19 protein-coding genes, 1 tRNA gene and 2 pseudogenes are annotated in these 23,948 nt (G+C 59.2%); 14 read left to right on the top strand and 8 right to left on the bottom strand.

The genetic code is table 11. From position 1 onward, the window contains the following. Positions 1 to 332: 332 nt before the first annotated feature. The 5 genes from G9X64_RS06055 (at position 333) to G9X64_RS06035 (ending at position 4,550) form a co-directional block, all read left to right on the top strand. Positions 333 to 1,436 (top strand): DUF2157 domain-containing protein, encoded by a 1,104-nt coding sequence (locus G9X64_RS06055; protein WP_168308682.1) that lies wholly within the window; start codon positions 333 to 335, stop codon positions 1,434 to 1,436. Continuing rightward, on the top strand, positions 1,433 to 2,023 hold the full coding sequence (locus G9X64_RS06050; RefSeq protein ID WP_168308683.1) for a GDYXXLXY domain-containing protein: 591 nt from the start codon (positions 1,433 to 1,435) through the stop codon (positions 2,021 to 2,023). Before G9X64_RS06055 ends, G9X64_RS06050 begins: the two co-directional genes overlap by 4 nt. Positions 2,024 to 2,176: 153 nt before the next feature. Beyond that, positions 2,177 to 2,261 (top strand) — tRNA-Leu (locus G9X64_RS06045). 204 nt (positions 2,262 to 2,465) lie between these two features. Next, entirely contained in the window at positions 2,466 to 3,950 is a 1,485-nt protein-coding gene (gene tig / locus G9X64_RS06040; protein WP_168308684.1) for a trigger factor, read from the top strand. A 177-nt stretch (positions 3,951 to 4,127) separates the two neighbouring features. After that, the gene (locus G9X64_RS06035) at positions 4,128 to 4,550 is read left to right on the top strand and encodes a nuclear transport factor 2 family protein (RefSeq protein WP_168308685.1); all 423 of its coding nucleotides are present in this window, start codon (positions 4,128 to 4,130) and stop codon (positions 4,548 to 4,550) included. A gap of 135 nt (positions 4,551 to 4,685) precedes the next feature. Here the strand turns inward: G9X64_RS06035 and G9X64_RS06030 are convergent, their stop codons facing one another. The 6 genes and pseudogenes from G9X64_RS06030 to G9X64_RS36405 form a co-directional block, all read right to left on the bottom strand. Then, a complete protein-coding gene (locus tag G9X64_RS06030; RefSeq protein WP_168308686.1) occupies positions 4,686 to 6,455 on the bottom strand; it encodes a B12-binding domain-containing radical SAM protein in 1,770 nt (589 codons plus the stop codon). 162 nt (positions 6,456 to 6,617) lie between these two features. Further along, positions 6,618 to 7,421 (bottom strand): annotated as a pseudogene (locus tag G9X64_RS06025) (endonuclease/exonuclease/phosphatase family protein). Between the two features lie 167 nt (positions 7,422 to 7,588). Further along, entirely contained in the window at positions 7,589 to 8,995 is a 1,407-nt protein-coding gene (sthA, locus tag G9X64_RS06020; RefSeq protein WP_168316679.1) for a Si-specific NAD(P)(+) transhydrogenase, read from the bottom strand. A gap of 214 nt (positions 8,996 to 9,209) precedes the next feature. After that, positions 9,210 to 10,397 (bottom strand): alpha-hydroxy acid oxidase, encoded by a 1,188-nt coding sequence (locus G9X64_RS06015; RefSeq protein WP_168316620.1) that lies wholly within the window; start codon positions 10,395 to 10,397, stop codon positions 9,210 to 9,212. A 186-nt stretch (positions 10,398 to 10,583) separates the two neighbouring features. After that, positions 10,584 to 10,748: pseudogene (locus tag G9X64_RS06010) on the bottom strand (JAB domain-containing protein); the annotation flags it as partial. Between the two features lie 288 nt (positions 10,749 to 11,036). Then, positions 11,037 to 11,264, bottom strand: a complete 228-nt coding sequence (locus G9X64_RS36405; RefSeq protein ID WP_171376192.1) for a helix-turn-helix domain-containing protein — start codon at positions 11,262 to 11,264, stop codon at positions 11,037 to 11,039. Between the two features lie 198 nt (positions 11,265 to 11,462). Here G9X64_RS36405 and G9X64_RS06000 point away from each other — a divergent pair, with 198 nt between their 5' ends. Then, the gene (locus G9X64_RS06000) at positions 11,463 to 12,653 is read left to right on the top strand and encodes a hypothetical protein (protein ID WP_210259623.1); all 1,191 of its coding nucleotides are present in this window, start codon (positions 11,463 to 11,465) and stop codon (positions 12,651 to 12,653) included. A gap of 243 nt (positions 12,654 to 12,896) precedes the next feature. Here the strand turns inward: G9X64_RS06000 and G9X64_RS05995 are convergent, their stop codons facing one another. Continuing rightward, positions 12,897 to 13,142, bottom strand: a complete 246-nt coding sequence (locus G9X64_RS05995) for a DUF2188 domain-containing protein (RefSeq protein WP_171376191.1) — start codon at positions 13,140 to 13,142, stop codon at positions 12,897 to 12,899. A 128-nt stretch (positions 13,143 to 13,270) separates the two neighbouring features. On the opposite strand from G9X64_RS05995, the gene G9X64_RS05990 reads away from it, so the two are divergent. The 4 genes from G9X64_RS05990 (at position 13,271) to G9X64_RS05975 (ending at position 17,029) form a co-directional block, all read left to right on the top strand. Then, positions 13,271 to 14,062 (top strand): type IV toxin-antitoxin system AbiEi family antitoxin, encoded by a 792-nt coding sequence (locus tag G9X64_RS05990; protein ID WP_171376190.1) that lies wholly within the window; start codon positions 13,271 to 13,273, stop codon positions 14,060 to 14,062. After that, positions 14,049 to 14,966 (top strand): nucleotidyl transferase AbiEii/AbiGii toxin family protein, encoded by a 918-nt coding sequence (locus tag G9X64_RS05985; RefSeq protein ID WP_171376189.1) that lies wholly within the window; start codon positions 14,049 to 14,051, stop codon positions 14,964 to 14,966. Before G9X64_RS05990 ends, G9X64_RS05985 begins: the two co-directional genes overlap by 14 nt. Positions 14,967 to 15,127: 161 nt before the next feature. Further along, positions 15,128 to 16,060, top strand: a complete 933-nt coding sequence (locus G9X64_RS05980) for an HNH endonuclease (RefSeq protein ID WP_171376188.1) — start codon at positions 15,128 to 15,130, stop codon at positions 16,058 to 16,060. Between the two features lie 45 nt (positions 16,061 to 16,105). Then, entirely contained in the window at positions 16,106 to 17,029 is a 924-nt protein-coding gene (locus G9X64_RS05975) for an HNH endonuclease (RefSeq protein WP_171376187.1), read from the top strand. Between the two features lie 57 nt (positions 17,030 to 17,086). Here the strand turns inward: G9X64_RS05975 and G9X64_RS36400 are convergent, their stop codons facing one another. After that, the gene (locus G9X64_RS36400) at positions 17,087 to 18,904 is read right to left on the bottom strand and encodes a hypothetical protein (RefSeq protein ID WP_246270905.1); all 1,818 of its coding nucleotides are present in this window, start codon (positions 18,902 to 18,904) and stop codon (positions 17,087 to 17,089) included. A 308-nt stretch (positions 18,905 to 19,212) separates the two neighbouring features. On the opposite strand from G9X64_RS36400, the gene G9X64_RS05965 reads away from it, so the two are divergent. The 4 genes from G9X64_RS05965 (at position 19,213) to G9X64_RS05950 (ending at position 23,947) form a co-directional block, all read left to right on the top strand. Continuing rightward, positions 19,213 to 19,437 carry a YodC family protein gene (locus G9X64_RS05965; protein WP_171376186.1) on the top strand — a complete coding sequence of 75 codons (225 nt, stop codon included), beginning with the start codon at positions 19,213 to 19,215 and terminating at the stop codon, positions 19,435 to 19,437. A 3-nt stretch (positions 19,438 to 19,440) separates the two neighbouring features. Next, positions 19,441 to 22,449, top strand: a complete 3,009-nt coding sequence (locus tag G9X64_RS05960) for a DEAD/DEAH box helicase (RefSeq protein WP_171376185.1) — start codon at positions 19,441 to 19,443, stop codon at positions 22,447 to 22,449. A gap of 65 nt (positions 22,450 to 22,514) precedes the next feature. Then, positions 22,515 to 23,372: an RNA polymerase sigma factor gene (locus tag G9X64_RS05955; RefSeq protein ID WP_376766386.1), complete on the top strand. Its 858-nt coding sequence runs from the start codon at positions 22,515 to 22,517 to the stop codon at positions 23,370 to 23,372. Further along, entirely contained in the window at positions 23,369 to 23,947 is a 579-nt protein-coding gene (locus G9X64_RS05950) for a hypothetical protein (protein ID WP_171376184.1), read from the top strand. Before G9X64_RS05955 ends, G9X64_RS05950 begins: the two co-directional genes overlap by 4 nt. The last annotated feature ends 1 nt before the right edge of the window (position 23,948 follow it).

The raw sequence follows: 23,948 nt of genomic DNA, 5'->3' as shown, positions 1-23,948 counted from the left end.
AATCTCGTCACGGACAACGCATCCGCGGGCGTTCGGCTGACGCCGGGCCGGGGCGCCATCCCCGTGCCTCGATGTGTTGATCAATAGTATGACTAATGCGTATTGTGCAGTGCAATAAATTCATGGGGGATATGCAAAGATCGCATACCTCGCCGTCCATAGGCTTATATTAGCGCTTCTGACGTTAGCGGCCGGTTAACACTCGATACTATTTAGACCAATGAGGAACTTGTATATTTGTCGCAGGAGCGTTTGCGGACACCCGTGCTGCGTCTATAACGGCGTGAGCCCGCAGCGCTGCAGTCGGCGTTACGGAAATCGAGGGGTTGAGCATGTATCGTGGCAGATTGGAGCGGGATCTCTCGCTCTGGGTGGGCAAGGGCCTGCTCGGGCAGGAAACGGCAGGCGCGCTTCTCGCCGAATATGACAGCCGCCCGGCAAGCTTCAGCCTCGGCAGGGTGCTGATGGCGCTGGCGGCGGTGCTGCTTGCAGCTGCCATCCTGCTGGTCGTCGCCTCCAACTGGGAGGCCATCCCGCGCCTGGTGCGCGTGGGGGGCATCCTTGCCCTGATCTGGGTGGTGCATATTGCCGCCGCCCGGATGCTTGCCCGCGGTGCGACAGCCGCCGCAGGCGGCTTGCTGGTCATCGGCGCGATGAGTTTCGGCGGCGCCATCTCGCTGGTCGGGCAGATGTATCACCTCTCCGGCGACGAGCAGACGGTGATGTATCTGTGGTTCGCGATTGCGACGATCTCGGCGATCCTGTTCCGTTCGGGCGCCGTGGCCGTTGTCGCCGGCTTCCTCTCCTGGGCGTCGTTTGCCGTCTATCTTGAGAATTACGATACGCATTGGATAGGGTTCGATCCCTGGATGGCGCCCGTCATGGCGGTGATCGTCATCGGGTTGGTGCGCTATACCGGCGCCGAGCGGGCCCGCCACCTGGCCTATCTGCTGCTGATCGGCTGGCTTGCCTGGCTCTATACTCTTTATGAGGAGATCGCCGTGGCGCTTGCCTTTGCGATCGGCGGCATGGCGGCCTTCGTCCTGACGGCGTTGCCGCTCCGGCCTATTGCCTCCTTGGTCAGAAGCGCAGGTGCGGCTCCTGCCTTCTACAGCTTCCTCGTCGCCGTAATCGGCTTCCTGCTGCTGCATATCGAGATCGAGGACGGCTGGGGGCTGGTGGTGCTCGGAGTGGCGACGCTTGCCGCTTCCGTGCTGGCAATCGTCCTGCGTGGCAGGGATAATGGCGCGGTGCGATATCTCGCCTACGCAACCTTTGCCGCGGAGATGCTCTATCTCGCCTCCGTCACCGTCGGCTCGATCCTCGGCACGTCGAGCCTCTTCCTCTTCTCCGGCCTCGTGGTGGCACTTGTCGCCTGGATGGTCATCCGTCTTGAACGGCGTTTTTCGGCGAATGCACAGGGGGAGCGGGCATGAACTCGTTCATGGCAAAACTGCAATCCGGCAGGGGCTACCTGCTTTCGGCCATTATCGTCGCCGGTCTGCAGACCCTTATCCTCGGCACGATCATCCAGAGCCGGGCGTCGATCCTCAGCGATGGCGCTGAGGTGCTGCTGAAGACGGCGCCCGTCGATCCGCGCGATTTCCTGCGCGGCGACTATGTCGTCTTGAGCTACGACATTTCCTCGGTGCCGGTGCAGACGGTTTCCGGCGGCATTCCGGCCGAGGCCGGCGAGCGGGTGCTATGGGTCCGGTTGAAGAAGCAGGAGGACGGTTTCTGGACGGTGACCGAATCGTCCTTTCACGAACTGCCTCCGCAGCCGGAGACCGTGATCCTGCGCAGCCAGCCATTTTATAGTGGCGGCCTTGCCGCCGGCGACAGCATGCGTGTCGAATACGGCATTGAGCGCTACTACGTTCCTGAAGGCGAGGGCAAGCCGATCGAGGAGGCCCGCAATGACGGCAACGTCGCCATCGCAGTGCGTATCTCCCCTGATGGAAGCGCACAGATCCGCAGCCTTCTGGTTGACGGCAAGCCCGTTTACGACGAGCCGCTTTACTGATCCGACGGCACTTCGCAGGAGCGCGGCTCCAGGGCAGCAAGTCCCCTGTCATTTGCCGTTCATTTTTCCTTTGCCTCGACCAAATCGGGTGATATAGAGACGCCGCGCTCCGGAAGGCCTCATGCGCAGGCATAGGCATGCGGTTTTGTGAACGCGGGTATGGTGAAATTGGTAGACACGCCAGATTTAGGTTCTGGTGCCGCAAGGCGTGGGAGTTCAAGTCTCTCTACCCGCACCAAGCTGTTTGCAGGCGGGAGACTGAAATCGGTTGGCCTAGGGCAGCCGAAAGTTGTCCCGAATACCCGGACGCGAGTGCCGTTCCCCTTTTGGGCGGAATGATACAGGAATTGGGAAAAGCCACGCGCGGCAGGATCGCCGGCGTCGTGCTCATCGAAACGAACGGCGTCTGGGCACGGCCGCCACGAAATGAAGGTAGGAAGACATGCAGGTTATCGAAACGCTCGCTGAAGGGCTGAAGCGCGAAATCAAGGTCGTTATCCCGGCCAAGGACATGCAAGACAAGATGAATGAGCGTCTTGCCGATGTGAAGGACAAGGTTCGCATCAACGGTTTCCGTCCGGGCAAGGTACCCGCTGCTCACCTGAAGAAGGTCTACGGCAAGTCGATCATGGCCGACCTCGTCAACGAGATCGTCCGCGAGCAGCCGGCCGCCATCCTGTCCAGCCGCGGCGAGAAGTCGGCCACGCAGCCGGAAATCGCCATGACGGAAGACAAGGACGAAGCCGACAAGATCCTCGCTGCCGAGCAGGATTTCGAATTCACGCTCTCCTATGAAGTTCTGCCGCCGATCGAACTGAAGTCGGTCAAAGGCATCAAGGTCACGCGCGAAGTCATCGACATCTCGGACGACGAAGTCAACGAGCAGGTCCTGAAGGTCGCCGAAAGCGCCCGCGCCTACGAGACCAAGACCGGCAAGGCCGCGAACGGCGACCGCATCACCATGGATTATGTCGGCAAGGTTGACGGCGAAGCCTTCGAAGGCGGCACCGACCAGGGCGCCGAGCTGGTGCTCGGTTCCGGCCGCTTCATTCCGGGCTTCGAAGACCAGCTCGTCGGCGCCAAGGCCGGCGACGAGAAAACCATCACCGTGACCTTCCCGGCCGACTACCCGGCCAAGAACCTCGCCGGCAAGGAAGCGACCTTTGACGTCACCGTCAAGGAGGTCGCCGCACCTGCCGATGTCGAGATCAACGACGAACTCGCCTCCAAGCTCGGAATCGAATCCGCTGATCGTCTCAAGGAAATCGTCCGTGGCCAGATCGAATCGCAGTACGGTTCGCTGACCCGCCAGAAGCTGAAGCGTCAGATCCTCGACCAACTCGACGAGATGTACAAGTTCGAGACCCCGAATTCGCTCGTCGAAGCCGAATATAACGGCATCTGGAGCCAGGTGAACAACGACCTCGCCCAGTCCGGCAAGACCTTCGAGGACGAAGACACGACCGAGGAAAAGGCTCGCGAGGAATACAAGACGCTCGCCGAGCGCCGCGTTCGCCTCGGTCTCGTTCTCTCCGAAATCGGCGAAAAGGCCGGCGTCGAAGTCAGCGAAGACGAGATGCAGCGTGCCATCTACGATCAGTTGCGACAGTATCCGGGCCAGGAAAAGCAGATCCTCGAATTCTTCCGCAGCCAGCCGGGTGCCGCCGCTTCGATCCGTGCACCAATCTTCGAAGAGAAGGTCATCGATCACCTGCTGACCGAAATCGACGTCACCGACAAGAAGGTGACGAAGGAAGAGCTGCTTGCCGAGGAAGAAGGCGAAGCGAAGACCGAGGCCAAGAAGGCCGCACCGAAGAAGAAGGCTGCCGCCAAGGCCGAAGCAGCTGACGCAGGTGAAGGCGAAGAAGCCGCACCGAAGAAGAAGGCTGCTCCGAAAAAGAAGGCAGCTGACGAAAGCGCCGAATAATCGCTTTTCAGTTCAGAAGTTTTGAAGGCCTCGCCATCGTGCGGGGCCTTTTCCATTATCCCGGTCAGTTCATTCTCGCTGACTCTCCACTATCGCGTTGCGTTCAACCGCAACAACAAAGAGTTGCATTGAAGTATAATTCGATGCAGATTTCGCGCATGGTGGGAGGACCTGAAAATGACTTCAAAACATGACATGAAGAAGCTCGTGGAAGAAATCTATACGGTGCGTGACCGCGGCGACATCGAGGGCACGTTGGCGCTGATCGGCGAGGATTGCACCTTCCGCATGGTCGGCAATACACGGCTGGCGCCTTTTTCGACTGAATCGAGCGGGCATGCTTTTCGCCAAGCGATAACGCAGCTTATCACAGTGTGGGATCTATCGAATGTCAGGACGGCCGGCATCTATGTGGACGAAGATGAGCAGATGGTCTTTGCCCACCGCGAAGGCGAGGTCAGGCACATCCCATCGGGCGTGAGCTTCCATACGGAATTCGTCGACCAGATCCATTTCCGAGATGGGAAACCGGTTAAGATCGTCGAATTCGTCGACACGCTGCAAGTGGCCGAGACGACCAAGATGATCCAAGTCTCTTAAACGGCCGCCAAGGTCGGAGCCTTCAAAGCGCGTTGGCAAACTTGATTCATGCGAGGCGCTTTAGCGCCATGCATTGGCTTGGAGTTTGATGCCGCCCATGTGTTCGGGCGTTAGCAGCCGTTCAAGAATTACTGCTCAATGCGCTGTCAGTTGCGCGACTTTCCTGACATGGCTCACGGCTGCGGCGCCGCCGGCGGTCTGTGTGAAGAGGTGGAGCGTTTCCTCTTCGTCGTCGGCGACCGGCGTCAGAGCCTGGTCCATATAGGTCTTCGACTTCGCGTCCCTTGAAATCAAGAACGCCGAAATCGTCAGGCCAATGATCGTGCCGGCGAGCGAAGCATGTTTGCGGAAGGTTTCCCAGGCAAAGCGCGGCCAGAAGACCAGCGGATTCTCGCGCGGCAGGTCCGGGCGACGCTCCGACGGCGTCTTCAGGCGCAGCAGGCCGCTTTGCAGCGGATGCACGTTTTCCAGCGGCACGGTGGTGGCGAAGGAGACGAGAACCTTGACGAGCCTTGCGAGCGGTACCCCGGTCGCCACGGCGCGGCGCAGCAGCGTCTTCATGTGTTTGGGCGAATAATAGAGGGCCCAGGCCTCGTGGTAGATGTCTTCCCATTCCTGCTTGCTCATTTTGGGATGCGCGGTGCAGACGTGCTCGACATCATAGATGTTGAGATCGGCATCCATCTCGATGCCCTTCTTCCACAGGACCTGATGGTCCTCGGAGCCGGGCAGCGGCGTCAGGATGAAGAATTCGATGACGTCGAGCGGCAGCTCGTCCTGGATGATTGCGATGTCGCGGCGGATCGATTCCGGCGTATCGGCAGGGAAGCCCAGGATATAACCGGCAAGCGTCATGATGCCCTGTGCCTTCCAGGCGAGCAGCATCTTGCGATATTCGGTGATCTTGTTCTGGTTCTTCTTGGCGGCGGTCAGATTGTCCGGATTGACGTTTTCGAGGCCGATGAAGACGCGGGTGACGCCGGCGCGCCGGGATTTCTCGATGAAATTAGGGATCTTGTGGCAGAGCGTATCGACCTGGATCATCAGGCCCAGCGGAATGCCGTCCCGCTCCTTGAGTTCGATCAACCGGTCGAAGATCGCTTCCCAATCCTTGTTGCGGGCGAAATTGTCGTCGGTGATGAAGAATTTGTGGATGCCCTGGGCCCAGTTCATCCGCACCAGCTTTTCGACGTCGTCGGCCGAACGGAAGCGTGACTTGCGTCCCTGCACGTTGATGATGGTGCAGAACGAGCACTGATAGGGACAGCCACGCCCGGCATCGAAGCTGGTGCTGAGCCCGAGCGTGCGCTGGATATTGTCCTTCGGCAGGAAGGGAACCGGCGTGCCGCCGATGCCGGGAAGGTCGTTCATGAAATTATAGAGCGGCTTCAGCTCGCCGGCGGCGGCATCGCGCAGCACCATGTCGAGCCGGCCCTCGGCCTCGCCGGCAAACATTGAGATGCCCATGTCGCGGCAGGCGTCGAGCCCGACCGCCTTGCCGTCCAGCATCGACAGGCAGCCGGAAACATGGAAGCCGCCGATCGAAACCGGCAGCCCGGCATCGCGGAAGGGACGGGCGATATCAAGGGCGCGCGGATATTGGTTGGTCTGGACGCCGACGAGCGCGATCATGCCGAAATTGTCGTGACGCTTGAACTGCGCCAGCAGTCCGGCGACATCGATTCGCGTGTTGGTCTCGTCGATCACGGTGATGTCGATCGCCGTATCGTCTCCGAGCACCTTGCGCTCGGCGCATTCGGCGGCAATGCCGTAGAGCGCCGCCAGCGAATTGGAGGGGATCATCGCCCGCCACCAGCGGATGACGTAGCCGTCATCGTCATAATGCGACGGCTTGATCAGGATCAGCTGAAAACGTCTGCGCGGAGCTTCCAAGACATGGGACAAGAGTATCTATCTTTCTTTAGAAGCTTTTGCCCGAGGGCAAAATGGCGTTGAAGGCATATATCAGGCACGGCATATCAATGCCATTTATGAGGGTTCAAACTAAGGCGTAAAAACACGGCACGTCGCGCAAACGCTTCGCGCAACTTATCATTCCTCAATATACTACCCGAGATCGAGCAGCAATGCGCGGTGGTCGGAGATCTCGGGTGCGTCGACCACTTCGAATTTGGCAACATTCACCCCCGGTGTAACTAGCATGTAGTCGGCAAAGCGGCCCTGCTTCAAATAGTAGGAGGTTCGCGTGTCTACAAGGCCGTTTCCGGTGACGAGATCGGAAAGCCCGAGCCTGGCGAGAATCGCAAAGGTCGCGCTGTCAGGCAGCACGTTGAAATCGCCGCAGACGACGAGCCCTTCGTCGCCGGGCCAGACGCGCTCAATGAGCTTTACCAGTGCTACGGCCTGGTCGTCGCGCGCCGGGGTGTCGCCCTTGCCTGCGGGATCGCGCAGGCCATGCATGTGGGCGATGGTCAAGGTAGAAGTGTGCTCATGGCTGAAGAGACGGATGCAATGGGCGTTTCGCTGCCGCGGATGTTCGCCCCAGCCATCAGCGGAAAAACGGCCATGCACGAAGTCCAGCCCTTGGGCGATGACGGAATGCGTTTTGCGCACGAAAGTCGCCAGCCCGAATTCGGCGACGATGGCGGTATCGCCGTCGAAGAGTTCGCCTCTCGATGTCGGGCAGAAGAAGCCATCGTGGCCGGGGCAGGGCGGTGCTGATCTCGGTAAAGAGATTGAAGCGCTGCGGCAACTCGACATCACCATCCCGATAGATCGACCAGCCTGAGCGGGTGCCGGGTGCGCGCAAAACCTCCTGCAGGCACAGCACATCCGGATCTGCCTCGGTGACGTGGTAATCAAGGCCTCGTGCAGCCTACCGCCCCATGCGTTCAATGAAATGATGCGCAACACGATACGGCTCCGTTTTGGCGGCCGGACTTAGAGCGGTTCAGCTTTTTAGCGGAAGCGCAGAACCGCTCTATCCTTTTGTTTTTACGCAATTCCGGACGGAAAACCGCTTCACACTTTTCTTGGAATTGCTCTAGACGGCAGTTCCCTCGACGATGCGACGGACTTTAGAGCTCCGACTTGATGTCGCCCATCCGGTTCCAGGCATCGAGGCCGGCGATCTTGTAGGCTTCGGCGAGCGTCGGATAGTTGAAGGTGTTCTCGACGAAATATTCGACGGTCCCTTTGAGATTAAGCACGGCCTGGCCAATATGCACCAGTTCGGTGGCGCCTTCGCCGACGATATGCACGCCGAGCAGGCGTCGCGTCTTCAGCGAGAAGATCAGCTTCAGAAGCCCGGTGTCGAGGCCCATGATGTGACCGCGCGAGGTTTCGCGGAAGCGGGCGATGCCGCATTCATAGGGAATGCCACGCTCCTTCATCTCTTCTTCGGTCAGGCCGCAGGTCGAAATCTCCGGCACGGCATAGATGCCGTAGGGGAAATATTTCGGCGGTTCCTTGGCGACCGCGCCGATTGCGACGCGGGCGGCGATGCGGCCCTGTTCCATCGAGGTAGAGGCAAGGCTCGGAAAGCCGACGACGTCGCCGGCAGCATAGACGTTGGCAACCGATGTCTGGAACGTTTCCGGATTGACCTTGAGACGGCCGCGGCTGTCGGCTTCGAGGCCGATGGCGGGAAGGTTCAGCGTGTCGGTCGCGCCCATGCGGCCGGCGGCGAACAGCACCATGTCGGTCGTCAGGCGCCGGCCACTGTCGAGCGTCAGCTCGACCTTGCCGTTTTCAAGCGTCTCCACCTTGTCGGCCTTCTGGCCGAGCAGCAGCTTCATGTTGCGGTCGCGCAGCTGGTAGGTAAAATCCTCGATGATTTCCTTGTCGATGAAGTCGAGCATCGTCGCCTTCGGGTCGATGACGGTGACGGCGGTGTCGAGCGCGCTGAAGATCGTCGCATATTCGATGCCGATGACGCCGGCGCCGATGACGACCATCGATCGCGGCAAGTCCTGTATGTCGAGCAGTTCGTCGCTGTCGAGAACGGTCTTGCCGTCGAAGGGGATGTAATCGGGGCGGAACGGCTTTGTGCCGACGGCAAGCAGCACGCTGGCGCCGGTGACCTGCGTGGTCTCGCCGTCATCCTTGATCACTTGCAGCGTCGACGCATCGATGAAACTCGCCTTGCCGCGAATATGCTGTACGCGGTTGCGGGCGAACTGGTGCTCCAGCACCTCGACCTCATGGTCGAGGGTGATCAGCAGGCGACGACGCAGGTCTTCGGCGCTAATCTCCTGCTTGACGCGGTAGGCCCGCCCGTAAAAGCCGCGTTCACGCCAGCCGGAAAGGTTGAGCGCAGTCTCGCGCAGCGTCTTCGAGGGAATTGTGCCGGTGTGGACCGACACGCCGCCGACGCGTTTGCCCTGCTCGATGACGAGCACTTTCTTGCCGAGTTTCGCAGCCTGGATCGCGCCGCGGCGCCCTGCGGGACCGCTACCCACCACAACGAGATCGTACTGAAACATCATCAAGCCCCGGATTGGAAAGGAATCATTTTGCAACGCAAAATGTCGCTCGTCCATCGTTAGCCGGTCAATGTTACAGATTGTTTTACGGCGGCCTGATTGGTCCTGACGGGTGCTTTTTCGGGCAAGTGAGCCCTTCGGGAAACAGCTTTACACCATGGGTCGTAGCTGACCGGCAGGCAGCGCTTGCCATGCTCGACGGCGCGACGGCATTTCATGCGCGGGTGATGTAGTCCGCGGAAATATCGCTCACTTTGGTGACGCCGAGCAACGCCATATTGCTATGCAATTCCGTCTTTAGAATATCGGCCGCCTTAAGCACGCCCGGTAGACCCGCGACGGCTGCGGCATAAAGGAACGGCCTGCCCACGAACACGAAACAGGCCCCGAGCGCGAGGGCCTTCATGATATCAGTTCCACGCCTGAAACCGCCATCGACCATGACGGCAACGCTGTCTCCAACACGGGACGCAATCTCCGGAAGGACCTGAAGGGGAGATGCGGTACCATCGAGCTGGCGGCCGCCATGGTTGGAGACGATCACTCCATCCGCTCCGGTGTCGACAGCCCGGGCCGCGTCGTCAGGATGCATGATCCCCTTGACCACGAGTTTGCCGGACCACCTGTTGCGTATCCGCTCCAGATGGTTCCAGTTGAGGTGGTCGCGCCTGCCGAAGTCGCGCGTCACATTCGAGGAGATGATCGGCGCGCCTCTTGTGGCATAGGAATTTTCAAAATGCGGAATGCCGTGCCGGACGATCGTGCGCAGGAATGTGCCGGTGGTCCAGCGCGGGTGCGAGATGCCCTGCCATGCCAGGCGGAGACCGGGACGCAGAGGCGTCGAAAATCCGGCCCTTACATTGTTTTCACGATTTGGCAGCGTGGCTGTGTCCACGGTCAGCAGAAGTGTCTGCAAACCGGCCGCGCCGACGCGATCGATGAGAGCGTCGATACGGTCGGGTTCGCCGGGCAGATAGGCCTGAAACCATGCTTGCGGCGAAACCGCAGCGATCTCTTCCAAAGGGATAAGCGATGAACCGCTTATGATCATCGGGATTCCCGATTGATCCGCTCCTTGCGCCAGCACAATGTCACCTCGATAGGCCATCAGCGCGCTGATACCCATCGGCGCGATGCCGAATGGTGCGGCATGGGTCTTGCCGAAGAGGCTCGTCTGGGTGCTGCGTTTCGAGACGTCCCGAAGGACACGAGGCCGGAAGGCATAGCCCTGGAAAGCCTCTGCGTTAAGCCGTAGCGACGCATTCGTCTCGGTTGCGCCTGCGATATAACCGAACAGGGGCTTTGGCAGATGTCGCCGCGCCTTTATTTCAAAGTCATCGAGGCAGAGCACGTCGCGGCAGAGCCGGGTCGATCGATCGGTGTTGCCGCTGCGGATCGTCATGGAGCTTCATCTTCTCGGTATTTCGGGCGGGCATTGTCCAGGCTTTGGTGGTGCAGGACTGCATACAATCCCGCACCACCGACTGCTGTCAACTCCAGCATTCCTCAGTCTTCTCGCGGGATGGACCGGGGCATGATCGACGCGCCGGGGCTCTGCATCTCGTCGGCGACCGGCCGCAGTGTTTGTTCAGATCAGCTTCAGCCCTTTCAGACTGACATGGCCATCCTTGCCGATGATGACGTGGTCGTGGACGGTGATATCGAGCGCCTTGGCCGCATCGATGATCACCTTCGTCATGTCGATGTCGGCGCGCGATGGCGTGGGATCGCCGGAGGGGTGGTTGTGCATCAACCTATTCAATCAGAAAAAGTCTTGTTTTCCAATATGTTGCCATATCATCGAGATGAGATGGTGCCGGTATCTGGTATCTGTAACGTGCGCCAAATCGTGGTAATCCCGTTACAATCCGGGCAATACTTCAGGAGCCCAGATTCGCATGCTGTTGCACGAATTCCGCACGGTCAAGCTCCGCCTTTAGGCGAGCGCAGATCAGAACCAGGGCTGACCCGACCTTTGACGGATACCATGCAGGCGGCGTCTACCATCAATTCAAGGTCAACCCTGCTCATTCAGTCCACTTCAATCCTCCGTCTTATCGAAGGGTGCAATTGGCATGCGTCTACAGGAAACCAGGTTTGAGCGATCCCAGCGCTCCAGCTCCTCAGTTGGATAGAGGATCGCTTTGCCGATTTTAATGAATGACGGCCCGATCCTCTTCGATCGCCAGTTGCGCAACGTGCCCTCGCTAACTTGATTTCGATAGCGTTCGACAACTTCTTCCAGAGTTAAATAAACAGAAATAGACACAAATTCTCCAAGGCTTCGATCATTGTGCAACGGGCTGTTGCACAAAGGCCTGCGGTCACATGAATTGATGAGCAGAATTGATTCCGCTGCGTTTGGCATCGACGACTTAGAAGGTCGCCGGCCGATGTGCGGTAAGACAAGCTGAACATCGAAAGGATCGCTGTGGCACGAGTTTTTACGCGTGAAGAGTTTTATGAATTGGTCTGGTCGAAGCCGCTGACGCATCTAGCGAAGGAGTTCGCGATCTCTGATGTCGCGCTTCATAAGATTTGTAGGAAGCATGACATCCCTAATCCGCCTCTTGGCTGGTGGGCAAAGAAGGCTGCCGGGAAGAAGGTGAAGCAAACGCCGCTGCCGAAAGCCAAGGCAGGGAGTGCCCATGGGATCACAATTGCCAATGCGGATCTGAGCCGCGAAGCCGCCGCACTTGCGGGCGTGCGCGAACAGGCACGTATCCTTGCGTCTGAAGGTGATGATAGCCAGGCAGCCCCGCCGCACCCGATCATCGAGCGGACGCTCGCGGGCCTCAGAAAAGCGAAGCCATCCGATATCGGTATCGTTGTTGCTGACGTGCCTGGGCTCATCAAGTGTGAGGTGGCATCGTTGTCGATCGACCGCCTTGCGATCGCGCTGCCGCGGATTATCCGGGCAGCATCACTCCAGGGCTTTGAGCTCGTCGCAGGCGAGGGCTTGGCGAAGTTCAAATCCAAAACTGAGACTGTCGGCTTCTCAATCGCAGAATCGATCAGGCGAGAAAAGCATGTTCTGACGGATGCTGAGCGAGCCAAGGAGGAGGCTTGGGAACGAAAAAGGGATCGTGCGGCACGGCATAACTCTTGGGATGACCTATTCTCCGACAGGCCTCGCTTTCCGGAATGGGACCATCATCCGACCGGCCAGCTCTCGTTTGAGTTCGAGCAGGTGTATGTTTTCCGGGGGGCCGCGCCGCGCCGCAGTTTCCGCGACGCCAAGGTTCAGCGGCTGGAGAATATGGCCAGCGACATCGCTGTAGGGCTTGCAGTGCTTGCTGCGGCGAAAACTGAAGAACGGCTCAGGCGGGAGGTAGAGCAGCGGAGGATTGAGGAGGAGCGTCGTCGCCGCGAACTAGCTGCGCGCGTCAAACACATTCAGGATCGCCGCACCACCGGACTGAGCGCGCTTCTCTCCGAACTTGATGAACTGGACCGACTACGTCGTCTCATCGCCATGCTCACGGAAGAGGTTTCGGCCGAACCGAGCCCCAGATTGTCGGCGTTTCTGGCTTGGACCACAGAGCACTTGGCGCAGCGCGAGGCTCGCTTGTCTCCGCGGGCGATCGAGGATCGCTTCGAGGCGGAGCGCCTATTTGGTGACGATGACGATCACGGCTTCACGCCCTCGCGGCGGTAGGCTGGCGAGAGTGAGGAAGTCTCGATAGGTTATTGATGGCGCGGCAGGCGAGGTCCGATGCTTTTGGCCGCAGGCGGGTCGTCTGGCGCTTTGTCGCGCTGCGGGAACGGCAGAGTTCGACGCAACGCGTGATATCGCCTCTCGATTTCTTCCTGCCGGGTCGGTGGAAGATCGGCCATGACTTCGTCGATCGTGCGAGGCATGCGGGTTGCTTTCGTTGAAGTGCCGAGAGGTGGATACGAATTAGCCCGGCGATTTCTTGGGATCGGCAGCACGCGGATAAGTCCGCTCTTCTTGAAATTGACCGTCGACCTTCTGGATCTTGACCGATCCTCCATCCTTGCCGACAGCCTTCTCGAGGGCGCCGCCTTTGGTCGCATCAGATTTGGTGTCGAAGCTCGCCGCAGGACGACTCGCGCCATCTTTGGTCAAATCCCAGCGATCTTTCTTCTCGTTATGCGTAAGCGTCAATTTCGGCAGCTTGGCCATTTCCTCCTCCAGGTTCGTTGTGTCTTGGTGGTTTGAATATTGCGCGTTTATGCCTACCATTGATGGGTCGAAAATACGAATTCTCGAACTTGTCTCGCGGTTTGGACTCGTGCTATTTTAGCCCACTAATGGTAGGTCAAAAGAACGAAAAGATAAACCAACTTCATCGCCTGCTCCCTGAGGGGCTGGTGGTTGACACCGCTTGGCTGGAAAAACACGGCTACCGTCGGCAGTGGCGCGAAAAGTATGTGGCGCAGGGCTGGCTCGAAGGTGTCGTTCGTGGCGTCTATCAGCGGCCAACCGGTAACGCTGATCAGGCGATAGCCTGGCAGCGCGTGATCATCTCGCTCCAACGACTTCTGGATAAATCCGTGCACGTCGGTGGCCGCAGTGCCCTCGAGCTACAAGGCCTGACGCACTACCTCCGCTTTTCGGGCAAGCCAGAAATCCATCTGTATGCCTATGGCAGTCTGCCTGGCTGGGTAGAGCGGATACCGACCGACGCTCAGTTCGTCGAACATAAGGCAGACAAGCTCTTTGATGCCGAGGCACCTGGAAGGATGCGCCTGGCATGGGGACACTGGGGGTGGGAGCTTGATGTCTCCGCGCCGGAGCGAGCATTTTGCGAGCTTCTCGACCTGCTCCCATCCCGGGAGACCTTCCATCAAGCGGACGTCCTAATGGAGTCGGTTCGCACTCTAAGCCCGAAGCGGGTTCAGGCCGTGCTGGAAGCGTGCCGCAGCGTGAAGGTGAAGCGGCTGTTCCTCTGGTTCGCCGAGCGGCACGCCCATCCATGGTTCGGCCGGCTCGATCTCAAACGTATCGACCTCGGTCGTGGCAAGCGCCAGATCGTGGTCGGCGGTCGGCTGGACAGCAAGTATCAGATCACTGTGCCGGAGACACTCGATGCCGGCGTCTGAAGCCTATCGCGCGCAAGTCAGCCTCCTCGTTCGAGTTCTCCCGCTCGTTGCAGAGGAGAACGTCTTTGCATTGAAGGGTGGCACGGCCATCAATCTTTTCGTTAGAGACCTTCCACGTCTGTCGGTCGATATCGATCTGACTTATCTGCCGGTCGAAGATCGCGCGACTTCTCTCGCCAATATCGATGCCGCCATACGACGGATTGCTGCCCGAATAGCCGAGAATGTACCGCGCAGCCGCACCCAGGCCGTGCCGCTGCACAGCGAAGGCGCTGCAACAAAGGTGCTGGTTACCTCCGACGGTGTGCAGATCAAGATCGAGGTGACGCCTGTCATTCGTGGCTGCGTCTATTCTCCCGAGACACGGGCGGTTTGCGACCGGGTCGAAGAGCTCTTCGGATATGCCGAGGTGCCCGTTGTGTCCTTCCCGGACCTCTACGCCGGCAAGATCGTCGCCGCCTTGGATCGGCAGCATCCGCGAGATTTGTTCGATGTCAGGGATCTGCTCGCGAATGAGGGAATATCCGATGAGCTGCGGCGTGCCTTCATCGTCTACATCCTGAGCCACAACAGGCCGATGGGCGAGGTCTTGGCGCCGACGCGCAAGGACTTGCGCCACGAGTTTGATGCGGGGTTTGCCGGCATGACGGAAGAGCCCGTGACCCTGGAGGCGCTGTACGATGCTCGTGAAGCTCTAATCGCCGAGGTCGTTGGCAAGATGCCTGCCGAGCACCGGCGCTTTCTTCTCTCCTTCAAGGCCGGCGAGCCAGAGTGGGACTTGCTAGGCGTGCCTGGAGCCGCGGACTTGCCGGCGGTGCGCTGGAAGGTCGACAACTTGGCCAAACTTTCGGAGGGCCGGCGCGAAAAGCTGTTGTCTGATCTCAGGCGGGTGCTCACGACATGAGGCACGGTGGACGCGTGAGGAACGCCGAAGTGAAAAGGAACAAGACGACGACGATCTGTAAGCTATGGTCCGCAGTAGTTGGCTCTCGGGCTGCGGCACTGACAACGTGGATTGCCAGAACGTCGGCGCTTCAAAACACAGCCGAGCTGAGAGGCTAGACCATGGTCCGTCTCTTCGTCGGCGTTACGGACAAGGCCTGGTTCGATCAGTTGAGCGCCTCTGTTCCACATGACGAAGTCAATTTCTGGCAACCCAGCGGGACGACGCAGTTTCGGGCGCTTCAGCCCGGCGAACTATTCCTCTTCAAGCTGCATTCGCCAAACAACTTCATCGTTGGCGGCGGCATCTTCGGTCACGCGTCAATCGCGCCGCTGTCTCTGGCCTGGGAAGCCTTTGGCCTTAAGAATGGCGTTTCCAGTCGCTCTGAAATGCGGGCGCGAATTGCGAGCTATCGCCGCGATCCGATTGCCCTGGACGATCGACAGGATCCCGTCATCGGTTGTCGGATACTGACCCAGCCGTTCTTTTGGCCGAAAGAGCTCTGGCTGCCTGTTCCGGAGAGCTGGTCGCCAAACATCGTGACCGGTAAGGGATTCAACGCGGAGGAAGGGGATGGGCAATATCTATGGTCCGCAGTCACAGATCGATTGAACTCGGTTCCTGAGATTCGCAATACAGAGCCGGTCATGGCTGAGCGCTTCGGCAATCCGACGCTGATCAAGCCGAGATTAGGGCAGGGCGCGTTTCGCCTGACGATCACCGATAACTATGAACGCCGTTGCGCTGTCTCGGGTGAAAAGACCCTGCCGATTTTGGATGCCGCCCACATCCATGCTTTTGAGGCTGGCGGAGAGCACGCAGCTTCGAACGGTTTGCTCCTTCGCACTGACATCCATCGGCTTTTCGACCTCGGATATGTGACGGTCTCACCGGATGGCCGGTTCGAGGTCAGTGGTCGTCTGAAAGCTGATTTCGATAACGGTCGGCACTACTATGATCTTCACGGAACGCCCATTCGCCCTCCCAAGAACCGACATGCTGCGCCGTCAGCCGACGCCCTGTCGTGGCATCGAGAGCACAGGTATCTGGGATGAACGCTTCTCTCGTAACCGGGCTTTTGCTGCCGACTGGACGACGCCATGAGTGAAGCTCCGATAGATGCGCGCATTCGATTGGCAGCCGTCGAGCACATCCAACGTGCGAGCGCTGGTGGGGTAATCACGGCAGACGACCTACGGGCGGGATTCCTTGTAGACGGGCAGCGCGTTCCGCTGATCAACCCCCAGCGCGGAATATTCAAGCCGGCGTCCATGAAGTATTTGCTCAGTGTGCGGACCGTCTATCCGCGAACTGGCGCGCGTGTCTGGTATGACGATCAACGCAAGGTTCATGCACAAATTGAACGTGGCGATGAGCTCATTGACTATGCGTTCATGGGTACGGACGCAGGTGCTGCTGACAATCGGTGGCTGCGCGAAGCACGAGATGGTCAGATTCCTATCCTCTACTTCCTTGGTGTGGCGCCTCAGCGCTACACATTCATCTGGCCTACTTATGTCGCCGAATGGTCAGCAACGGATTTGAAGGTACGCCTTGCCTTCGGCGCTCCAGCCACAACGAACAAGGATTGGTCCATTCCAGATGCACCGGAGCGACGATACGGTTTGCGGCTGGTCCGACAGCGTCTTCATCAAGCCACGTTCCGTGAGGCAATTCTAAGCGCCTACGGCAATAAGTGTGCAATTACCGGATTGCCGGAAGCACGACTGCTCGACGCTGCCCACATTATGCCAGACAAAGACGAAGAACTCGGACAACCGATCGTCCAAAACGGCCTTCCGCTTTCGAAAATTCATCATGCGGCATTTGATGCCAATTTGATTGGCATCGATGCAGATTACCGGATCCACGTGAGCGACGCGCTGCTATCGATAAATGACGGTCCGATGTTCGAATATGGGCTTAAAGCCATGGCAGGGCAGCTCATCAAGCTGCCGACCCGTGGTCAGGACTATCCCGACAAAGGCCGTCTTGAGGAAAGGTTTGCGCAGTTTCGGATTTAGTAGAGCTCAATTCACATCGCTCTCTCCGACGGGCGGTAGGATACGGCGCGATGCGGTCTACGGACGACACACCACATAACCACGCACACCCATCTCAGTGCAGGCGGAAAAATAGCTCATCAACAACCAGTAGAGCTGAACGAAGTGTGGTGTTGGCGGTGCTCCGTGCGAAGCGGCCGCAAGCACCTCTTCGACCTGCGCACGGCTCAACGATGATGTCACGATGAAGACGCGTTGAAGCACGTCCGGTGCGGATCTCACGGCATCAAGTTTCGCGGCGATCTCATCAGGCGATCCGCCCCGGATCATTCTGGCGATCTCAGTTTGCACGCCATTGTTGCGATATCGGCCGTTCCAACTCGCAAGTTTGTTGGGTAGCATACTCGCCGGCAAACTCATGCGACCCAGGTTCTTGATGGCCTGGCCCACGGAATCGTGGAACGCCGACGCACTCAGTGACTGGTTGCCATGCTTGGCATGATAGAAGCTGATCATCGTCGGGCTCGTGGCCGTACTCACTCCAATGAAATCCGCCCATTCATCGCCTAAGTCGTCGCAAAGTAAGACATCATCATTCGCTACCGCATCGACGACTGAGCGAAAGACGGAGTTCGGAGCGAAGGCGACTTGCTCAGCCGCGAATGCGCCCTTTTCGCTGTCGGCGGTTGCAAGCGAAGCCTCAACCTGCAGATGCGCGAGAAACGCTTCGCCGCCTCCAGCAAGCGCCTCATCTCGAAAGAGCGAGCCGTCGATATACGCAAGAGCCAAGTCGCTGAAGAGCACCGTGAAGAGATTCTCGCGATCTATGTACCGCGCGAGTGGCATTGCATTAGGATCTTCTCCTAGGGGAAGGTCTCGGCGTTCTACCGATATGCCGACGAGCGCCGGCAGCTCGAGTCCACGCAGGGTAATTCGAGTGTTGCCTATGCGCAGCGTGGCGACCTGTGCATCGCCACCGTCGAGCCGAACCTGGTGAACTCCGCTTTCGGTTACAATCGGAAGCGGCTGATCCAATGCGGCAAGCACCGCCTCGGCTTCCGTATGTAACAGTGCCTCCGCAGCGTCATTGCCCGTGCGGACCAAGCGGACACCATCATCGGCACTGAAGAGGACGTCGGAGAGGCCTATGATGTCGATACCGATGAAGGTTGGTCGGACGTCGGGTGGGATTGCGGTGAGCTCCAAGGGACGGGCGAAGTTGCGAATAAAGCCCGAGACGGCGCCGTCCTCAAGCTCAAGCAGCGTCGAGATCTCGGCCACCCAGGCAACTGCGGCTTCGACGTCGGCCCGATCCGAGCGCACCGCGATGCGACCGGTGGTCGGCGTCGCCGAATAGACACCATCAGGCCGCCGTACACTGTAGCCCTGCGGGATGAAACGGCTGGCACTGCTCGTCGCGACCGCATTTTCTAGATCGCGTGCCTCCAATGTTTTTGAGCGCAGCGCCAGAGGTGAGATCGACATGTTGCGTAACCGAAGCTTCTCAAAAACTGCATCGTGCCGTGCGATTGCGCGCTCGACGCGCTCGCTCGCAATCTTTCCAAGGAACGCGCCTTTGAATGACGAGGTGAGATCCAACCCCGACTTGAATACGGCTATGTGTAAACTGTGTTCGACGATCAGCAGATAGCCGAACACGCGCTCGGCCACGCCGGCTTCAGGGGCAAGAAAGGAAGGGGGGCGCTCATAAGAGAAGCAGATCGTGGAATACCGCGCCTCGCCGAGCCGCGTACGAACGATGCGAAACAGATTCTGCGAAGGGTGACGCGTCTGTGCACGCAAGCTGCGGAAAAGCTGATCAATGGCCTCGTTAGAGAGAGGCCGTTTGCGCTGATAGTAATAGCCCGAGCGGCCGATCTCAAGATTTTCGATCATAACTGGATCTCTGCGGAAGGTAGCGCCAAGTCAGTACTAACGGTCTTACAAGTAGTGGGGACGTTGACCGGCTTGTAAACTGTCACCATCCGCTCAACTACCGACTAGTGGAGTATGCTCGCCCCTCGATCTTGCGTGGTTTCGCGTGTGACAAATAATATCCCCCAGCTTGGCTTGATAGATTCGGAAATAGCAATCTGTAGTTAAAAAACGCAAGAAAGCAGAGCAAATTTGCTAAATCATCTCGCAAAAAGCTGTAACACCAACTACCTATAGTTTAATACCGAAATGTCAAAGAAGAGGGGCATATGGAATTTGCGCCGGGCGATACGGTTCAGCTGAAATTGGGCGGCCCGATCATGACCGTCGAGCAGATTGGCGAGCATTGGTCGGTGGAGGGCACCGCGGTTTGGTGCGTCTGGTTTGAAAAGGTCGGCAACAAGCAGGTCGCCTCGCGGGAGACATTTGCTGCTATTGCACTCGATAAAACGGAGCGACCTGGTTTCGCGACGTCTCAGGTTACGCGAGGCTGATTGATGATCCGGGGGGCATTCATCGGCATCGATCGGCATGCGGATCCCTTCATCGGTGATTTGACGGGAGCCGCGCGCGACGCCACCGCTTTGTGGGCGGTCCTATCGGACAGCATCGCCGACCTTGACGCCCCCCTCATCACGGACGATGCGGCGACAGTGGTTGCCATGCGCGAAGTTCTCGACGCGACGCTCGGCGCTGCGGATGAAGACGATGTGGTGATCCTCGGGTTCGCCGGACACGGCACGCAGGACCACCGTCTGGTTTTGCATGATACGAGCGTAGCCGATCTGCCGAACACGACGCTCGGCATGGACGAGCTGGCTCAGCGTTTTCGAGAAACCAGAGCGCGTGCGGTTATTCTCTTGCTGGATTGCTGCTTCAGTGGCGGTGCTCCGGCGCGCGTGATCGACGCCGGCCTGGTCCCCCGCGATGCTGTTGCTTTCCCGCTCGTCGACGTGGCAGGGCAGGGACGTATCCTGTTCGCCGCATCTTCCGCCGATCAAGAGGCGCTCGAGGATCCCCAATCGCGGCACGGGCTCTTCACCAAGGCCGTCATTGACGTTTTGCTGGAGGCAGGCGCCCCTCTCGGGGTGCTTGAGCTTGTCGACCGTGTTACTCGCCTCGTCACGGCGAACGCTGGGCGATTTGGCTACATTCAATCACCGACCATGTTCGGCCAGACCGAAGGCGATCTCGTCCTGCCTCCTGGCCAGATTGGTGCCCGCTATCGCGAAGCCTTTCCGGAACGCGTCAATTTTCAGACCACGGGCGATATTCGCGAGCTGGCGGCGGCGGGCATACCACAAGAAGTAGTCGATGCGTGGCACGAGCGCTTCCCGCAAGGACTCAACGATCTTCAGATCAGCGCTGTCAACGAAAACGGCGTGCTCGGCGGCAACTCGCTCATGGTGGTCGCGCCGACCAGCGCAGGGAAGACCTTCATCGGTGAGCTGGCGGCGCTCAAGGCCATTGCAGATGGCCGCAAGGCCGTGTTCCTGCTGCCGTACAAGGCGCTCGTAAACGAGAAGTTCGAGGACTTCTCGGCCCTTTACGGCGATCGTCTGGGGCTCCGGATCGCGCGATGCTCCGGTGACTGGCAGGATCAGGTCGGCACAGTCCTGCGCGGCAAATACGACATCGCGTTTTTCACTTACGAAAAGTTCCTCAGCATGTCGGTTGCTTCCGCGTACATGCTCAATCAAATCGGACTGGTAGTGCTCGACGAGGCCCAGTTCATCACTGAGCCAGGTCGCGGCATGGTTGTCGAACTGTTGCTCACCAACCTCGTGAGTGCGCGCCAGCGAGGTGTTGCTCCTCAGCTCATCACATTGAGCGCGGTTATCGGTCACGCCAACCATTTTGATCGCTGGCTAGGTTGCGACCTTCTGCAAACCGTCCATCGGCCGGTCCCGCTGGTGGAGGGCGTGCTTGACCGAACTGGTGCACTTACGCGCTTAGGGCCTAATGGTCCTGAAACCGTTCAGTTTCTTGATCGCTTCGCTATCCGCCAACGCGGGCAACAGCAATCATCGCAGGACGTTATTGTGCCGCTGGTGCGCCATCTCATTAATGCTGGCGAGAAGGTGATCATTTTCCGCAACGCGCGCGGTCCGGCGAGCGGTTGCGCAAACTATCTTGCTGCGGAACTCGGTCTTCCGGCGGCGCAAGACGTAATCGACGCACTGCCCGAAGGCGACCTTTCTCAAATGTCGGAGAGTCTTCGTCGATCGCTCGAGGGTGGCATTGCGTTTCACAATGGCGACCTCACTCGCGATGAGCGAGTCGCCGTGGAGCGCGGGTTTCGCCGAGCGGACGGCCAGATCAGGGCACTCGTCGCGACCAGCACGGTTGCAGCGGGTGTGAACACGCCAGCATCTACAGTCATCATCGCCGAGACGGATTTCCCCGGCCGAGAACGGCAGCCCTACACGGTTGCTCAATACAAAAACATGGCAGGTCGGGCCGGGCGTCTGGGGTTTGAGGCTGAAGGGAAGGCCATCCTGCTTGCCGATACTCCCATGGAGCGCAATCAACTCTTCCGTCAATACGTCCAGGGTCAGCCCGAGGTCATCCGGTCATCGTTCAACCCGAACCAGCCGGGAACCTGGGTGATCCGTTTGCTCACGCAGGTCAGGGATGTTCCGCGCGGGGCCGTCGTCGACCTGATTGCGAATACATATGGTGGTTATCTCGCCGCCCTCCAGAATCCAGCATGGCGAGATCGTATGGTCCCTACGCTGGAGCGCTTGTTAGACCGCATGATTGCGGATGGCCTGATCGACGAAGACGGCGACAATCTCCGCCTGACCATGCTTGGACGAGCCTGCGGCGAGTCGCCCCTCACGCTCGAGTCGGCGATGCGTCTGGTTGAGCTCTTGCGTCGCGTTGATCCGGCCGATGCGACGCTCGAAGCACTCCTTGTTCTTGTCGAATGCCTGCCGGAGCGCGACGAGGATTACACACCGCAAACCCGCAATGGTGAGCCGCGCTGGCAGCAGGCTGCCTTTGCTCGCTTTGGACATGGTGTGGGCCGTGCGTTGCAGTATCGTGCCGAAAGCGATGTCGCGTTCTACGCCCGATGCAAGCGCGCGCTCATCGTAAGCGACTGGATTGCTGGTGAACCGACCAACGATATTGAGGCCAGCTACTCGTCCAATGCCTTCGTCAGGGTAGGGCACGGCGACATTCGCGGCTACGCGGATGGCTCTCGCTTCCTATTGGAGTCCGCGCTGCGCATAGCCGCGATCGTGCTGGAACGGGCCGAGGATCAGGAGGCGGCCGCTCGATTGCTCACGCGGCTTGATCTCGGCCTTCCAGCCGAAGCGTTGCCGCTGAGCGCGCTAGGCTTTCCGCTGACACGAGGGGAAATTCTTGCACTATTTCGAGCCGGTCATTTGAACCGAGAGGCCATCGCCGCCTTAACCGCCGACGCTGTCTTCGCAATCATTGGCCGCCGTGGACGTGAGCTGCATGAGGCGATGCAGCCCGTCCTACTAGAGGGAACCTAGGTGGCTTGGAGTCTTGTAAGCACATGTCTGAATTTGAAGAGTGCTAGCGAGAAAAGGGCGGCACGATGAAGCAGTTGGGGGGAGCCGTTGGCGTGATGGGAATGGCAGGACCGAGCGGCGCGGGTGAAATGATAGTACACTCGCTTCGAAAACGAAGGCTCAATGGCGAGCTTTACCAGCGTGACCCGAAGGTAGAATCGCTCATCGCCGAACTGGCGACTTTGCCGCGTGATGAGTTGATTGCCAGGGCTGCAGTCACGAAGCGCTCCGACCCAGCCTACGTCCCAAGCGAATGTCTCGTCTATTTCATCCGCGCGAGCCGTCGCGACAACAATGAGGCGTGGTTCGAGCGTCTCTACCGGATCCTGATTGAACGGGTACTGCGCAGCCTGCCTGGCGCGGAAAGCTCCGACGGCAAGACCGAGTCGCTGACCCGTGGGGCCGTGCGCGACAAGGTGTTCAGCCGGTTTGTCGAGCTTCTTTCAACAGATCGCGCCACCTACGTTGACAAGCTAGATTATTTCGAGGTGCGCTTCGACGGCGCGGTCGCCAGCTTGCGGCGTGATGCGCAGGAACAGGCCTGGCGCGACGAGAACCGCTCCAGACCCCTCGAATATGACGAGGAGAGTGGAGAGCTGTCGCCCGAGGTGGAGGCTGCGGCGGGGGCCTACGACCCCTTCGCTGCATCGGATTTTGACAATGCGGCTTACCGGTTGCGCCTTGATGCAGCGATTGAGGCTTTACCATCAGAACAAAGCAGGATCATTCACATGCTGAGACAAGGCTTCCCTATCGACTCGAAGGAGGCGGACGTCATGACCATCGCTAAGGCCTTGGGTCGCTCCGAAAAGACCATCCGAACCTACCGTGATAAGGCCTTCGCCGCCCTGCGAACGGCCATGGCCGACGGAGACGAGCAGTGAGTCCCGCCGGCGAACGTCCATCCCGGGAGTCGGTGCTCGACGCGTTCGCGGTTGAGAGCGAGGCTGGCCGGCCGACCTTGGAGCGCTATCTGCGGCTTTACCCAGAATATGCTGGAGAACTCATCGACCTCTCGCGCGAACTTAGCCGCCAATCTTATGAAGACGACGCCCCCCTTTCTGCTGCCGATCAGGCGTTGGTTGATGCCGCTTGGTCGCAGCATGCGAAGGCCGTGCCGGCGGCAACAGTCGACCCTTTCGCGGCGCTGACGGTCGATGACTGGCGCACCATCGCCCAGGTTTTGGACGTGCCCCGGCAGGTCGTGACTGCGTTGCGCGAACGGCGAGTTTCTCTCGTCAGTATCCCGCGACGCTTCCTGGCGATGTTGGCTGAGGCGATGCGCAGCTCTATCGCGCAGTTGGAGTCATCTTGGGAGCCAGCTCCGCGGGTCGTCGCGCGCAGTTACAAGGCCGATAATAAGCCGACGGTCAGTGAGCAGGTTACCTTCGAGCAGGTGCTGATCGAAGCTGGCGTTCCGGCCGAGAAGCGCGCCAGCTTGCTGGCGGAGGCGGATTGAC

It is taken from the genome of Rhizobium sophorae (assembly GCF_013087515.1).
GTDB classification, from domain to species: domain Bacteria; phylum Pseudomonadota; class Alphaproteobacteria; order Rhizobiales; family Rhizobiaceae; genus Rhizobium; species Rhizobium sophorae.
The sequence above is the reverse complement of the archived record's forward strand: the minus strand, read 5'-3'. Positions and strand labels throughout refer to the sequence as shown.